15 protein-coding genes are annotated in these 12987 nt (G+C 65.9%); 6 read left to right on the top strand and 9 right to left on the bottom strand.

Annotated elements, in window-relative coordinates:
* Positions 1–69 precede the first annotated feature (69 nt).
* The 5 genes from BUA05_RS03250 to rpsU all read right to left on the bottom strand — a co-directional run bounded on the left by BUA05_RS03250 (position 70) and on the right by rpsU (position 2978).
* Complete coding sequence (locus tag BUA05_RS03250; protein WP_245790061.1) at positions 70–225, bottom strand: glutamyl-tRNA amidotransferase; 156 nt, start codon at positions 223–225, stop codon at positions 70–72.
* A complete protein-coding gene (gene gatA / locus BUA05_RS03245; protein ID WP_072673220.1) occupies positions 222–1727 on the bottom strand; it encodes an Asp-tRNA(Asn)/Glu-tRNA(Gln) amidotransferase subunit GatA in 1506 nt (501 codons plus the stop codon). The genes BUA05_RS03250 and gatA overlap by 4 nt, the downstream gene beginning before the upstream one ends.
* Positions 1728–2030: an Asp-tRNA(Asn)/Glu-tRNA(Gln) amidotransferase subunit GatC gene (gene gatC, locus BUA05_RS03240; protein WP_072673219.1), complete on the bottom strand. Its 303-nt coding sequence runs from the start codon at positions 2028–2030 to the stop codon at positions 1728–1730.
* Between the two features lie 11 nt (positions 2031–2041).
* Entirely contained in the window at positions 2042–2632 is a 591-nt protein-coding gene (locus BUA05_RS03235) for an FKBP-type peptidyl-prolyl cis-trans isomerase (protein ID WP_072673218.1), read from the bottom strand.
* Positions 2633–2771: 139 nt separating this feature from the next.
* The gene (gene rpsU / locus BUA05_RS03230) at positions 2772–2978 is read right to left on the bottom strand and encodes a 30S ribosomal protein S21 (RefSeq protein WP_036798936.1); all 207 of its coding nucleotides are present in this window, start codon (positions 2976–2978) and stop codon (positions 2772–2774) included.
* 276 nt (positions 2979–3254) lie between these two features.
* On the opposite strand from rpsU, the gene crcB reads away from it, so the two are divergent.
* Genes crcB through BUA05_RS03205 form a run of 5 tightly spaced genes read left to right on the top strand, consistent with a single transcriptional unit; the run spans position 3255 to position 6439 of the window.
* A complete protein-coding gene (gene crcB, locus BUA05_RS03225) occupies positions 3255–3635 on the top strand; it encodes a fluoride efflux transporter CrcB (RefSeq protein WP_072673298.1) in 381 nt (126 codons plus the stop codon).
* Positions 3632–4837, top strand: a complete 1206-nt coding sequence (locus BUA05_RS03220) for an RluA family pseudouridine synthase (protein ID WP_072673217.1) — start codon at positions 3632–3634, stop codon at positions 4835–4837. The genes crcB and BUA05_RS03220 overlap by 4 nt, the downstream gene beginning before the upstream one ends.
* Positions 4834–5502 (top strand): HAD-IA family hydrolase, encoded by a 669-nt coding sequence (locus BUA05_RS03215; RefSeq protein ID WP_072673216.1) that lies wholly within the window; start codon positions 4834–4836, stop codon positions 5500–5502. Before BUA05_RS03220 ends, BUA05_RS03215 begins: the two co-directional genes overlap by 4 nt.
* Complete coding sequence (locus BUA05_RS03210; protein WP_072673215.1) at positions 5499–5738, top strand: hypothetical protein; 240 nt, start codon at positions 5499–5501, stop codon at positions 5736–5738. Before BUA05_RS03215 ends, BUA05_RS03210 begins: the two co-directional genes overlap by 4 nt.
* Positions 5738–6439, top strand: coding sequence for an ATP12 family chaperone protein (locus BUA05_RS03205; RefSeq protein ID WP_072673297.1), 702 nt, complete (start codon positions 5738–5740; stop codon positions 6437–6439). Before BUA05_RS03210 ends, BUA05_RS03205 begins: the two co-directional genes overlap by 1 nt.
* Before the next feature lie 18 nt (positions 6440–6457).
* On the opposite strand, the gene BUA05_RS03200 is transcribed toward BUA05_RS03205, so the two are convergent.
* From BUA05_RS03200 to BUA05_RS03185, 4 genes are read right to left on the bottom strand one after another with little or no spacing between them, the layout of a single operon-like run.
* Positions 6458–7096, bottom strand: coding sequence for an ABC-type transport auxiliary lipoprotein family protein (locus BUA05_RS03200; protein ID WP_245790059.1), 639 nt, complete (start codon positions 7094–7096; stop codon positions 6458–6460).
* 11 nt (positions 7097–7107) lie between these two features.
* Positions 7108–8055 (bottom strand): MlaD family protein, encoded by a 948-nt coding sequence (locus BUA05_RS03195; protein WP_072673213.1) that lies wholly within the window; start codon positions 8053–8055, stop codon positions 7108–7110.
* Positions 8056–8106: 51 nt separating this feature from the next.
* Entirely contained in the window at positions 8107–8913 is an 807-nt protein-coding gene (locus tag BUA05_RS03190; RefSeq protein ID WP_072673212.1) for an ABC transporter ATP-binding protein, read from the bottom strand.
* On the bottom strand, positions 8913–10025 hold the full coding sequence (locus tag BUA05_RS03185) for an ABC transporter permease (RefSeq protein WP_072673211.1): 1113 nt from the start codon (positions 10023–10025) through the stop codon (positions 8913–8915). Before BUA05_RS03185 ends, BUA05_RS03190 begins: the two co-directional genes overlap by 1 nt.
* Positions 10026–10144: 119 nt before the next feature.
* Between BUA05_RS03185 and BUA05_RS03180 the strand changes: the two genes are divergently transcribed.
* Positions 10145–12949, top strand: a complete 2805-nt coding sequence (locus BUA05_RS03180) for a valine--tRNA ligase (RefSeq protein ID WP_072673296.1) — start codon at positions 10145–10147, stop codon at positions 12947–12949.
* The last annotated feature ends 38 nt before the right edge of the window (positions 12950–12987 follow it).

Raw genomic sequence — 12987 nt, 5'->3', positions numbered from 1 at the left:
CTGCGAAAGCAGGAGTCCCATCGAACCTTGCGCCGCTGGGCTCCTGCTTTCGCAGGAGCGCACAGAGCCCTAATCCTTGTCGTCCTCGATCACCTTGCCATCAGGCCCGAATCGCATTTCGCCGTGATCGACGTGTTTCCTCACCCAATTGGCGACCATGAAGGTGAGCGGCACCGCGAGGGCGATGCCGATCCCGGCAAGCCACAGCGCGGTATCGGGGGTCACCACCACTTCTCCGGCTTCGCCGCGAAGCCCGCCCGCTGTTGGATCGCCAGCCCGGCATTCAGCACGCCCTGCTCATCAAACGGTCGGCCCACCAGTTGCAGGCCAAGCGGCAAGCCATCGGCGTTGATCGTCGCAGGCACGCTCATTGCGGGCAGGCCTGCGAGGCTGGCTGGCACGGCGAAGACGTCGTTGAGATACATCGTCAGCGGGTCTGCGTTCATCGAACCCAGCGGGAAGCTCGCGGTCGGCGTGGTGGGCGCGAGGATCACGTCGCACTGCTCGAACGCGCGCTCGAAATCGCGCGCGACCAGCGCGCGGACCTTTTGCGCCTGGGTGTAATAGGCATCGTAAAAGCCCGCCGAGAGCACATAGGTGCCGATCAGGATGCGGCGCTTGACCTCGTCCCCGAACCCGGCGGCGCGGGTGGCGGCGTACATGTCCTGCAAGCCGCTGCCGCTTGCCCCGGCCCCCGAGCCGGGTTCGGGCAGATCGCGCAACCCGTAACGCACCCCGTCATAACGGGCAAGGTTGCTCGATGCTTCGGCGGGGGCGATGATGTAATAGGCGGGCAGCGCATATTTGGTGTGCGGCAACGAGACGTCGACGATTTCCGCGCCCGCGTCCTTCAGCCACGCCTTGCCCTGCTCCCACGAATCGAGGATCGCCTGATCGGTGCCCTCCATCCGGTATTCGCGCGGGATGCCGACGCGCTTGCCGCGCAGGTCGGCGCTCAGCGCGCCTTCCCAATCGGGCACGTCCATCTGGAGGCTGGTCGAATCCTTGGGATCGAACCCGGCCATCGCACCGAGCATGATCGCGCAATCTTCCACCGAGCGCGCCATCGGCCCGGCCTGATCGAGGCTGGAGGCAAAGGCAACCACGCCCCAGCGCGAACAGCGGCCATAGGTCGGCTTGATCCCGCAGATGCCGGTGAAGGCCGCCGGTTGCCGGATTGATCCGCCGGTGTCGGTGCCGGTCGCAGCAGGCGCAATCCGCGCCGCCACAGCCGAGGACGACCCGCCCGAGGAGCCGCCGGGGCTCATCGGCTGGTTCGACCCATCCTTGCGCCAGGGCGAGGCGACATTGCCGAAATAGCTGGTTTCGTTGGACGATCCCATCGCGAACTGATCAAGGTTCAGCTTGCCCAGCATCCCCGCGCCCGCATCCCACAGCTTTTGCGAGACAGTCGATTCGTAGCGGGGGGTGAAGCCTTCGAGAATGTGGCTGGCCGCCGTGGTCTGCACGCCGTTGGTAGCGAACAGGTCTTTCATCCCGATCGGGACGCCTGCCATTGCGCCCAGCGTTTCGCCAGAGGCGCGCGCCGCATCAACCGCATCGGCGGCGGCAAGCGCGTGGTCGGGCGTGGTGACGATGAAGGCGTTCAGCGCGGCGGCATCCGCCACGGCCGCGTTGAGGCTTTCCGCCACTTCGCGCGCGGTGAAGGTGCCGTCGCGCACGCCGTCGCGAATGTCTTTTACGCCGAGTTGGGTAAGGTCAGTCATTTACTCGATCACCTTCGGCACGCCAAAGAACCCGTGTTCGGCCACAGGGGCATTGGCGAGCACATCCGCGCGCCGCCCGCCGCCTGTCCGCGGATCGGCATCGACCACGTCATCGCGCAGGCGCAGGCTGTTGGGGATCACCGCCGCCATCGGCTCGATCCCGGTCACATCGACCTCGCCCAATTGTTCGACCCATTCGAGGATGCCGTTCAGTTCGGGCACCATGCGTTCAAGCTCGGCATCCTCCATGTGGATGCGCGCGAGGCTGGCGATCCTGGCGACCGTTGCCTTGTCCACCGACATGCTCAGCCTCCTTACTGGCCCGGTACAGGCGGCGCGCCAGCAGGGCCGCCGGGGCCGCCCGCACCTGCGCCCATCTGACTTTGCATCGCCTGCTGCAGGATGGCGAGATTGCGCTCGAAGGTCTGCTGGCTCATCACGTCCACCACCTCGATCTCGAATTCGAGATCGGCATTGGCCGGGATCGGCGCACCCGGCGGCGGTTCCGCCCCGTAGGCCTTGTCGGCCGGGATAAAGAGCGTGTACTTGCCGCCCTTCTGCATCTGCTGAAGCCCTTCAAAGAAGCCGGGAATGGTCGCGCCTTCCTCGATCGGGAAGGGCGTGCCTTCGGGGAAGATCCCTTCGACGGGCAGCGGGATGTCGCGCGATTCGTCAAACACCGTGCCGTCTGCGGCCAGCTTACCCGTGTACTTGATGAACAGGACATCGCCGGTCTGCGGCATCGGGCCGGTGCCGGCGGTGATCGTATCGACATTCAGCCCGCGCGGAACAGCGGCCCAGGCCAGCCCCGCCCCGATGGCGATGGCAAGGATGACGCCAATCCACAGCTTGGTCAGCGAACCTTTGGCGACGGGGTGGATCGGAACGCGGGTAATCTCGGTCATGATATGGTCCTGAGTGGCAGCGCGACCTGCACCGCGCTATGACGGCAAAAGGGCGCGGGTATGAGCCGCGCCCTGATGGCTTATCGGAAAGGGGGATTCAAGCAGCTTGCGCGCAAACGCAGGCCGCCCGGCGACAGGATCACTTGGCCCCGTCACGCTCCATCCGCTTGCGCTCCATCTTGCGGGCGCGGCGTACGGCGGCAGCCTTTTCACGGGCGCGCTTCTCGCTCGGCTTTTCGTAGTGGCGACGCAGCTTCATCTCGCGATAAACGCCTTCACGCTGCAGCTTCTTCTTGAGCGCGCGCAGGGCCTGATCGACATTGTTATCGCGAACGATGATTTGCATAAACGACGACTACCTCAGTTTCAAAAACGCCCAGAGCCCCGCTGCGATTCTACGCGGGGATGCGCGGTGATTTGCCAATGAAATGCGGGCGATTCCCACAGGGAGCCGCCCACGAATGGTGGCCCCGATAGTCCAACAGCGCCCTAAAGGCAAGCCGTCAGCATGCCCGTCAGCATACAAAGCCGCCCGAAGAGTGGTGCAGCCACGCTAGGCAGAGCGGCCATGCCTCGCTATGGGCGGGCGATGGCCGGTGAACCTTCCCCTCTCTTTGCAAGCATGACTGTCGCCGTGGGCGGCGCAGTCGGCTCGGTGCTGCGCTATCATGTGGGCCGCGTCGTGACGAACCTCTCCGGGCCGGGCAACGCCTTTCCCTGGGGCACGCTCGCGGTGAACATCGTCGGCAGCCTCGCCATGGGCGCGCTGGTCGGCTGGCTGGCGCGGGGAAGTTTCAACCCGCAGTCCGCCGAACCCTGGCGCCTTTTTGTCGGTGTCGGTCTGCTGGGCGGCTTTACCACCTTCAGCGCCTTCAGCTCCGAGCTTGTCACGCTGATTCACCGCGGGCAGGTGGGGCTGGCGGCGGGCTATGCCGCGGCCTCGCTGATCGCCGGAATGGCAGCCGTGATCGTCGGCCTCGTCGCCGCGCAGAGCGTGCCATGACCCCGGTGCCTGATAACAGCGCCCCGACCGACAACGTCCGCCAGTTTACGGTCGGCGAGGATGATGACGGCATCCGGCTGGATCGCTGGTTCAAGCGCAATCTTCCGCAGATCGGCTTTGCGACAGTATCTCGCTGGGCGCGCACCGGGCAGATCCGGGTCGATGGCAAGCGCGCCAAGCCCGAGGATCGCCTCGAAACCGGTCAGGTGCTGCGCGTACCACCGGGCGGAGAGGATGCGCCCACCGCGCGCAAAACCGCGCCGCGCACCCGCACGCTCAGCCCCGAACAGATCGCCGAGGCCAAGGCGATGGTGATCCGCGAAACCCCCTCCGCAATCGTGCTGAACAAGCCGCCGGGCCTTGCCACCCAGGGCGGCAGCAAGATGACCAAGCATGTCGACGGGCTGCTCGACGCCTTCGTCACGGACGAAAAGACGCCGCGACCGCGGCTGGTTCACCGGCTCGACAAGGATACATCGGGCGTGCTGCTGATCGCCCGCACACCGGGGAGCGCCGCAAGCTTTTCCAAACGCTTCGCCAGCCGTTCGGCGCGCAAGGTCTATTGGGCGCTGGTGGTGGGCCATCCCGACCTTGCCGAAGGCGTGATCGACGCCCCGCTTGCCAAGCAGCCGGGGACCGGCGGCGAGAAGATGCATATCGACGAGGAAGGTGGCGCGGCGGCCAAGACCCGCTACCGCGTGGTCGACCATGCTGGAGAGCGCGCCGCCTGGGTGGAACTGGAACCGCTGACCGGGCGCACCCACCAGCTGCGCGTGCATATGGCCGCGATCGGCCATCCGATTGTGGGCGACGGCAAATATGGCGGGCCGGATGCCTTCCTGACCGGCGCGGTCAGCCGCAAGATGCACCTCCACGCGCGCCGCCTGATCATCTCCGAACCCAAGGCAGGAGAAGGCACCGGCGGCAAGTTGGATGTGACCGCCGACCTGCCGCATCATTTTGCCGCCAGCATGGACGTGCTGGGTTTCGATCCCGGCCTGTCCGATGCCTCGCCCTTGCGCGAAGAGGCGCCGGAACGCTCGGCAGAGGAAAAGAAGCAGGCGGCCCGCCGCCACTTCAAGCAGGCGCGCAAGGAAACCCGTGCCCCCCGGCGCGCGCGCGGTGCGGCGGCGGCCAAGCCGAAGGCCAAGCCCAAGGGCCCCGCCGCAGGAAGGCCCAAGCCCAAGAGCCCGCGCAAGTGAGCGCCCCCCGCCTTGCCGTGTTCGATTGCGACGGCACGCTGGTCGACGGGCAGGCCGATGTCTGCTGGGCGATGGACCGTGCCTTTGCCCGCGCCGGGCTGACCGCGCCCGATCCGCAGATCGTGCGGCGCGTGGTCGGGCTCAGCCTGCCGGTCGCCGTGCGCCAGCTTGCCCCCGATCTGCCCGACGAACAGGCCCGCGCGGTGACCGAATTCTACCGTTCCAGCTTCCGCGCCCGGCGCGAGGAAGGCCTGCTTGACGAACCGCTCTATGATGGCATTGCCGAATTGCTCGGCGGGTTGCACGCCGCCGGCTGGAGCCTTGCGGTGGCCACCGGCAAGTCTGACCGGGGGCTTGCCGCCTGCCTTGCCACCCACGGGATCGCCGATCTGTTCGTCTCGCTCCAGACCGCCGACCGCCACCCTTCCAAACCCCATCCCGCCATGCTCGAAGCCGCGCTGTTCGAAGCTGGCGCGCTGCCCGCGCAAGCGGTGATGATCGGCGATACCAGCTTCGACATGGCGATGGCCCGCAGCGCCGGGGTGCGCGCGGTCGGGGTGGCCTGGGGCTATCATGCACCGGCCGAATTGCTGGCGAGCGGCGCGATCAGCGTGGCGGATAGCGCCGCAGCCCTGTCACAAGCGCTGGAGGCGGCGCTGCCATGACCCGTTCCGCGCAGGAAGCGGCCGAGGCGCTGGCGCGGCAACGCTTCATCATCCTAAACGCAGTACGCTTCGGCGGGATCGCCACGCTTATGTTCGGTCTCGCGATTGCCCGCGGGTTGATCGGCCTGCCATGGGTAGTGGGAGTGGTGCTGGCGGTGACCGGATTGCTCGAATTCTTCTTCCTGCCGCGCTTCATCGCCCGCGCATGGAAAGCGAAAGCCGGACGCCGGGAATGATCCGCAGGTTCTACAAGGAGGTTACGCTTGGGCAGCAGCCGGGCGGCTGGCAGGTGCTGCTTGACGGGCGCGGACTGAAGACGGTCGGCGGTGCACCGCAGATCGTGCCGACGCAGGCACTGGGCGAGACACTGGCGGCGGAATGGCGGCGGCAGGGCGAAAAGATCGACCCCGCCAGCCTGCCGCTGCGCGACATGGCCGATTACGCGATCGACGTCGCCGCGCCCGATCCGGCAGCGCTGGCCGAGGGCCTGATCGCCTACGCCGAAACCGACACGCTGTGTTACCGCGCCGACCCGGACGAACCGCTCCACACCCGCCAGCAGGAATTGTGGGAGCCGCTGCTTGGCGCGTTCGAGGCCGCGCACGGCATCACGCTGGTGCGGGTCAACGGCGTGCTCCACCGCCCCCAGCCCCCCGAAGCGATGGCAGCGATCAGATCGCGGTTGCTGGCGCTTGATCCCTTTGCGCTGGCCGGGGTGGAGACAATGGCCAAGCTCGCCGCCTCGCTCGTCACCGCGCTCTGCGCGCTCGATGCTCAGCAGGAAGATGAACCGCTGGCGCTGTGGCGCATGGCCTGTCTGGAAGAAGATTGGCAGGCAGACCTGTGGGGCCGCGACGAGGAAGCCGAACAGCGCCGCACGCGGCGCGAGGGTGATTTCCTGCGCGCCTGCGGATTTGCAAGGCTGGCGCGGTCCTGAACGCCGCAGACCGGCTCCCTACTCCACCACCCAGTCGGCCACTTCGCCTGCAACGGTGTTGGCCGCGCGGTTGATCGCTGCGCCCACGGCGCGCGCCTCAGCCGGGATGCCGCTTTCGCGCGCCTCGAACCGGCGGGTGATCGCCCGCCCCTCGCTATCCTTCCGGATTGCATCGAAACGCACCACCACCGCCGAAGCCGACGCATCATAGCCCATGTCGATCAGCGTGCCGCGCAAGCTGGTGGTCGCCGGCGCCACCGTCTCGTCGCTATCCAGTACCAGCGCCGATCCGCCGCTTTTCGCGCGCAGCGTTTCGCCCAGCAGGCTGCGGAACAGGCGCGCGGGCTTTTCCACCCAGAAGGCTTCCTGAAGATAGGCCAGTTCGGTGGCGGACACCTGCACCGGCACGCGCAGCACATCGAGCTTGGCCGGGGTGTCGAGCGCGAGCACGGTGATCACCGCACGATCTGGCCCCGCCGCCACCCCGCTGCCCACCGGCGCGCGTGTGGTCGGGCTGAGGGTCAGCAGGCTTTCGGGCGGCGGTCCGCCAAGGCTGATGCAGCCTGCCAGCCCCATGGCCAGCCCCAGTGCCATCAGCGCCGGCGCAGCAGCCCGCACGGTGCGCCGGGCAAGGTTCATCTGGGCTGTTCGTGTCACGGCCAAATTCCTCATGGCTTGTAATCCGGCAGCGCCTTGCCGCCCACCAATGCGCCCGCACCTTCGCTTTCGAGCTTTTCGGTGATCGAGCGCAGCGCCCGGCTGGTGGCGCGCAGATCCTGCAAGGTCGTCTCGGCATTGGGCAGGGTGCTTTCGCGCAATTGCTTGGCCGCCGGGCGGGTATCCTCCAGCGTCGCGGCGAGCGCGGCGGCTGCGTCATTGGCCGATTTCAGCGTGCCGCGCAGTTCGGCGGCCAGCGGCGTTCCTTCTTCGCGCACCAGCCTGTCAGTGGTCAGCGTCAGCTGCTCGATCGCATCCAGCGTCTGGTTGAATTCTTCGAGCGTGGTCTGGAAATCCTCCAGATTGGCGACCAGCGCCGGAGTCGCATCGGCCAGCCCGGCGGTCAGACGGTTGGAATTGCGCAGGATGCCCGACAACTGATCCTGATTGTCAGGCCCGAGAATGGTGTTCAATTGTTCGGTCAGGGTCGCCAGCCGTTCCAGCAGCACCGGCGCGTTGGCCACAATCTCGCCGAACCCGCCGCGCCCCGGCGGGATCACCGGGCGGCCTTCGGGGCAGGCGGTGGTCTCGCAGGTGATTTCGGGCGCACCCTTGCGCGCGCCATCAAGCAGGATGGTGGAAACGCCGGTAAAGCTCGCCTCGATCGTCGCCCGCGTGCCGACCAGGATCGGCACATCATCGCGCACCTTGATCCGCACCCGCACGAATTCGGGATTGTCCCGGGCCAGCGCAATTCCCGTCACCTGCCCCACCGGCACCCCGGCGAAACTGACCTGGCTGCCATTGGCAAGGCCCGAGACCGACTGGCCGTAGAAGATGTCATATTCATCCTGATCGCCTTGCCCCAGCCGGGCGATCCAGATGATGAACGCGGCCAGCGCCGCCAGCAATACCAGCGTCACCGCACCGACCCAGAGATGGTTCGCTCTTGTTTCCATGTGCGTTCCCTATGAAGCCCGCTGGGCGTCAATGTCCAACATTCTCTCGCCTCACTCCGCCGCGCGCTCGTGCGAGGCCTTGGCAGCGCGGCCGCGCGGGCCGTTGAAATATTCCTCGATCCACGGGTGTCCGGTGGCGATCAGTTCGGGGATGGTGCCGACTGCGATGATCTTCTTTTCGGCGATCACCGCCACCCGGTCGCAGATTTCGTACAGCGTATCCAGATCATGGGTGATCAGGAACACGGTCAGGCCCAGCGTTTCCTTCAACTCGCGCGTCAGCCGGTCAAACTTGGCCGCGCCGATCGGATCAAGGCCCGCCGTCGGCTCATCAAGAAACAGCAATTCGGGATCGAGCGCCAGCGCCCGCGCCAGCCCGGCGCGCTTCTTCATGCCGCCCGACAATTCGGAGGGATATTTGGCCACCGCGCTATCGGGCAGACCGGACAGGATCACCTTGTAGCGCGCGATTTCCCGGCGCAGTTCGGGGCTGAGATCGGGGTAGTACTTGCGCAAGGCCACCTCGACATTCTCGCCAACGGTGAGCGTCGAAAACAGCGCCCCGCCCTGAAACAGCACGCCCCAACGCCGTCGCACACCGATGCCGCGATCCAGATCGACCCCGGTGATGGTGCGGCCCAGCACGTCGATCCGGCCCTCGCTGGCGCGTTGCAGGCCGATGATGGCGCGCATCAGCACCGATTTGCCGCTGCCCGAACCACCCACCACGCCAAGGATCTCGCCGCGCCGCACGGTCAGGTCGAGGTTTTCGTGGACGACGAAATCGCCGAACCGGATCCCCAACCCCTCGACCATGATAGGGGGCGGTTCGTCGTCGTTGTGCTGATCCCCGGTCATCAACCCCACCCGATCTCGGTGAAGAACACCGCAAAAAAGGCATCGAGCACGATCACCGCGAAAATCGCCGAGACCACTGCCATGGTTGTGCGCCGCCCGACCTCTTCGGAATTGCCGCGCACCTGAAGCCCGTTGTAACAGCCCGCCAGCGCGACGATCAGCCCGAACACCGGTGCCTTGATCAGGCCCACCCACAGGTCATGTTCGGGCACCACGTCGTGTATCCGGTCAAGAAAGGTCCAGAACGGGATGCCGAGCGTAAGGTCGCCGACCACCGCCCCGCCGACAATCGCCACCACCGAGGCATAAAAGCCCAGCAGCACCATCATGAAGGTCGCGGCCAGAATGCGCGGGATCACCAGCGCCTCGATCGGCGAGATGCCGATGGTGCGCATCGCGTCGATCTCCTCGGTCAGCTTCATCGTACCCAGTTGCGCGGCAAAGGCGCTGCCTGATCGGCCTGCGACCATGATCGCGGTCATCAGCACGCCCAGTTCGCGCAAGGTGATCCGCCCGACAAGGTTGACGGTCAGCGCCTCAGCCCCGAATTGCTGTAACTGCACCGAGCCCTGCTGGGCGATGACGATGCCGATCAGGAAGCTCATCAAGCCGATGATCGGCAGCGCGGTGACGCCGACCAGCTCCATCTGATGCACCAGCGCCCGGATCGGAAAGCGCGAGGGGTGGCGCACAAGGCTGGCCATGCCGATCAGGATCTGCCCGAGAAAGCCGACCACGCCATAGATGCCGGATCGCGCCGCATAGACCTTTTCGCCCATCATCACCGGCACGCGTTCCCACACCGGCAGGCGCGGCGGGCCGATATCGCTGCTGGCATCGATCCCGCGCACCGCGCCAAGCAGGCGTTCGGCGGCTTCGCTTGCCCCGGTGATTTCGGCCTCGTGCTGGCGGGCCAGCTGGCACACGATCCACGCGCCGACGGTGTCGACATCCTCGACCCCGGTCAGGTCAATCGTGGCAATGGGGCCCGAGACGCCCTGCAACGCGCGTTCAAGCGGGCCGATCGCCGCCAGCGTCAACGGCCCGGACAGCAGCAGCCGGGGGCCGCCCACGCTGTCTTCCACCAGCGAATATTGCGCGGTTTCCTGCATCGCGGGTGAGCTATGGGGAGATTTTCCGCCGCCGACAAGGCTCTCGCGCCATTCCCTGGGCCACGCGCCTGTCTTGTCCGTTGCATCGCAGCATGGCTGCTGGCATGGCGCGGGGCATCATGACCGACACCATCGCCTCCACCTTGCCCACCACTTTCGACCCCGCCGAAATCGAGGCGCGCTGGTACAGCCACTGGGAAACCAATGGCCTGTTTCGCCCGGAACGCCCGGACGCGGAAGCCTTCACCATCGTCAACCCGCCGCCCAACGTCACCGGAAGCTTGCACATCGGCCACGCGCTCGACAACACGCTGCAGGACGTGGTGGTCCGCTATGAACGGCTGCGCGGCAAGGATGCGCTGTGGGTGGTCGGCACGGATCACGCCGGGATCGCGACCCAGATGGTGGTCGAACGCCAGCTGGAAGCGCAAGGCGACAAGCGCACCAATTACAGCCGCGAGGATTTCATTGCCAAGGTGTGGGAATGGAAGGCCGAATCCGGCGGCACCATCACCAACCAGCTGCGCCGTCTGGGCTGTTCGATGGACTGGAGCCGCGAACAGTTCACCATGGACCCGCACTTTACCAAGGCGGTGATCAGGACCTTCGTCGACCTGTATAATGACGGGCTGATCTACCGCGACAAGCGGTTGGTGAACTGGGACCCGAAGCTGAAGACCGCGATCAGCGACCTCGAAGTCGAGAGCCGCGAGGTCAAGGGCCACATGTGGCACTTCAAATACCCGCTCGCAGGCGGCGCGACCTACACCTATGTCGAGCGTGATGATGATGGGAATGTCGTGCTGGAGGAGGAGCGCGACTATATCGCCATCGCCACCACCCGGCCCGAAACGATGCTGGGCGATGGCGCAGTGGCGGTGCATCCCGATGATGCGCGCTATGCCCCGATCGTGGGGATGCTGTGCGAAATCCCGGTTGGCCCCAAGGAACACCGCCGGTTGATCCCGATCATCACCGATGATTACCCCGATCCCGCCTTCGGTTCGGGCGCGGTCAAGATCACCGGCGCGCATGACGAAAACGATTACGGCGTGGCAAGCCGCAACAACATCCCGATGTACCGCCTGATGGATGAAGTCGCCGCCATGCGCAGCGACGGCGCGCCCTATGCCGAGGTCGCCGTCCTCGCCCGCGAAATCGCTGCCGGGGCAGCCTTCACCTCCAAGGACGTCGACACGCTCAACCTCGTGCCCGACGAATATCGCGGGCTTGACCGGTATGAGGCGAGAAAGCGCGTGGTCGCCGATATCGACGCCGAGGGGCTGATGCTCGGGGTCGAGGACAAGGTGATCATGCAGCCCTTTGGTGATCGCGGGGGCGTGGTGATCGAACCGATGCTGACCGATCAGTGGTATGTGAACGCCGCCGAACTCGCCAAGAAGCCGATCGAAGCGGTCACATCCGGCGAAATCGGCATCGTGCCCAAGACGTGGGAGAAAACCTTCTTCAACTGGATGAACGATATCCAGCCGTGGTGCGTTTCGCGCCAGTTGTGGTGGGGCCACCGCATCCCGGCGTGGTTCGACGCAGAGGGCAAGATCTACGTCGCGCCGAGCGCCGAAGAAGCGCAGGCGCAGGCGGGCGAAGGCGTGGCGCTGACGCAGGACGAGGACGTGCTCGACACATGGTTCTCCTCGGCATTGTGGCCCTTTGCGACGCTTGGCTGGCCGGAAGACGGCGCGCCGCTGCTCCAAAAACACTACCCCAATTCGCTGCTCATCTCCGGCTTTGACATCCTGTTCTTCTGGGACGCGCGGATGATGATGATGGGCTATTACAACATGGGCCAAAAGCCCTGGGATACGCTCTATCTCCACGGCCTCGTGCGCGCGGCGGACGGGGCGAAAATGTCGAAGTCCAAGGGCAATGTCGTCGATCCGCTCGGCCTTATCGACCAGTATGGCGCGGATGCGCTGCGGTTCTTCATGGCGGCGATGGAAAGCCAGGGCCGCGACATCAAGATGGATGAACGCCGGGTCGAGGGTTACCGCAACTTCGCCACCAAGCTGTGGAACGCGGCGCGGTTCTGCCAGTCAAACGGCATCGGTGCGTCAGCCAGCGTCAAGGCCCCGCCTGCGCGCCTTGCCGCCAACCAGTGGATCATCGGCGAGGTCGCGGGCTGCGTCACCGCCATCGAAACCGCGATGGCTGACCTGCGCTTCGATGCGGCGGCGAGCGCGATCTACCAGTTCACATGGAGCAAGTTCTGCGACTGGTATCTGGAGCTGATCAAGCCCGTCTTTGCCAGTGACGCCGACAGCCCGCCAGCGCAAGAAACCCGCGCAGTCGCCGGATGGGCGCTCGACCAGATTCTCGTCATGCTGCACCCCTTCATGCCCTTCATCACCGAAGAACTGTGGCACAAGCTGGGCGACCGACCCTACGAACTGATCCTCGCCCAATGGCCCGCGCCGGAAGCGGAAATCAGCAGGCAAGCGACCGACGCGATTGATTGGGTGATCGACCTCACCACCAACACCCGCAGCGCGAAAAACGAACTCGGCATTGCGCCGGGGGCCAAGCTGGCAGCCTATCTGGCCGCGCCTTCGGATGTGGCCGCGCGCACCATCGAACGCAGCACCGCCGCGATTGAACGCCTCGCCCGTCTGACGCCCATCACCATCGGCGAGGCCCCCGCAGGCCCGGCGATGCAGGTGACCGCAGGCAGCGACGTGTTCATCATCCCGCTCGAAGGGATCATCGACTTGGCGGCCGAAAAGACCCGGCTGGAAAAGGCGCTGGCGGCCAGCACGAAGGAAGCCAAGAGCCTCGAAGGCAGGCTCGGCAACGCGGCTTTCGTGGACAAGGCCAAACCCGAAGCAGTCGAAAAAGCCCGCGCCGACCTCGCCCACCATCAGGGCGAAGTCGAGCGGTTGACAACAGCACTGGCACGGCTGGGCTAGGCTACCCTCGCCGCCATTTGCAAAGCGCGCGCGCAAAT

This window comes from Erythrobacter sanguineus (assembly GCF_900143235.1).
Classification (GTDB): domain Bacteria; phylum Pseudomonadota; class Alphaproteobacteria; order Sphingomonadales; family Sphingomonadaceae; genus Erythrobacter; species Erythrobacter sanguineus.
The sequence above is the reverse complement of the archived record's forward strand: the minus strand, read 5'-3'. Positions and strand labels throughout refer to the sequence as shown.

Bases quoted from the DNA above. Each gene is read 5' to 3' on its own strand.
- BUA05_RS03210 (WP_072673215.1), top strand. From the start codon at position 5,499: ATGACCCGTTCCGCGCAGGAAGCGGCCGAGGCGCTGGCGCGGCAACGC.
- BUA05_RS03185 (WP_072673211.1), bottom strand. From the start codon at position 10,025: ATGCAGGAAACCGCGCAATATTCGCTGGTGGAAGACAGCGTGGGCGGC.
- gatA (WP_072673220.1), bottom strand. From the start codon at position 1,727: ATGACTGACCTTACCCAACTCGGCGTAAAAGACATTCGCGACGGCGTG.
- BUA05_RS03220 (WP_072673217.1), top strand. From the start codon at position 3,632: ATGACCCCGGTGCCTGATAACAGCGCCCCGACCGACAACGTCCGCCAG.
- BUA05_RS03190 (WP_072673212.1), bottom strand. From the start codon at position 8,913: ATGACCGGGGATCAGCACAACGACGACGAACCGCCCCCTATCATGGTC.
- rpsU (WP_036798936.1), bottom strand. From the start codon at position 2,978: ATGCAAATCATCGTTCGCGATAACAATGTCGATCAGGCCCTGCGCGCG.
- BUA05_RS03180 (WP_072673296.1), top strand. From the start codon at position 10,145: ATGACCGACACCATCGCCTCCACCTTGCCCACCACTTTCGACCCCGCC.
- BUA05_RS03235 (WP_072673218.1), bottom strand. From the start codon at position 2,632: ATGACCGAGATTACCCGCGTTCCGATCCACCCCGTCGCCAAAGGTTCG.
- crcB (WP_072673298.1), top strand. From the start codon at position 3,255: ATGACTGTCGCCGTGGGCGGCGCAGTCGGCTCGGTGCTGCGCTATCAT.
- BUA05_RS03195 (WP_072673213.1), bottom strand. From the start codon at position 8,055: ATGGAAACAAGAGCGAACCATCTCTGGGTCGGTGCGGTGACGCTGGTA.
- gatC (WP_072673219.1), bottom strand. From the start codon at position 2,030: ATGTCGGTGGACAAGGCAACGGTCGCCAGGATCGCCAGCCTCGCGCGC.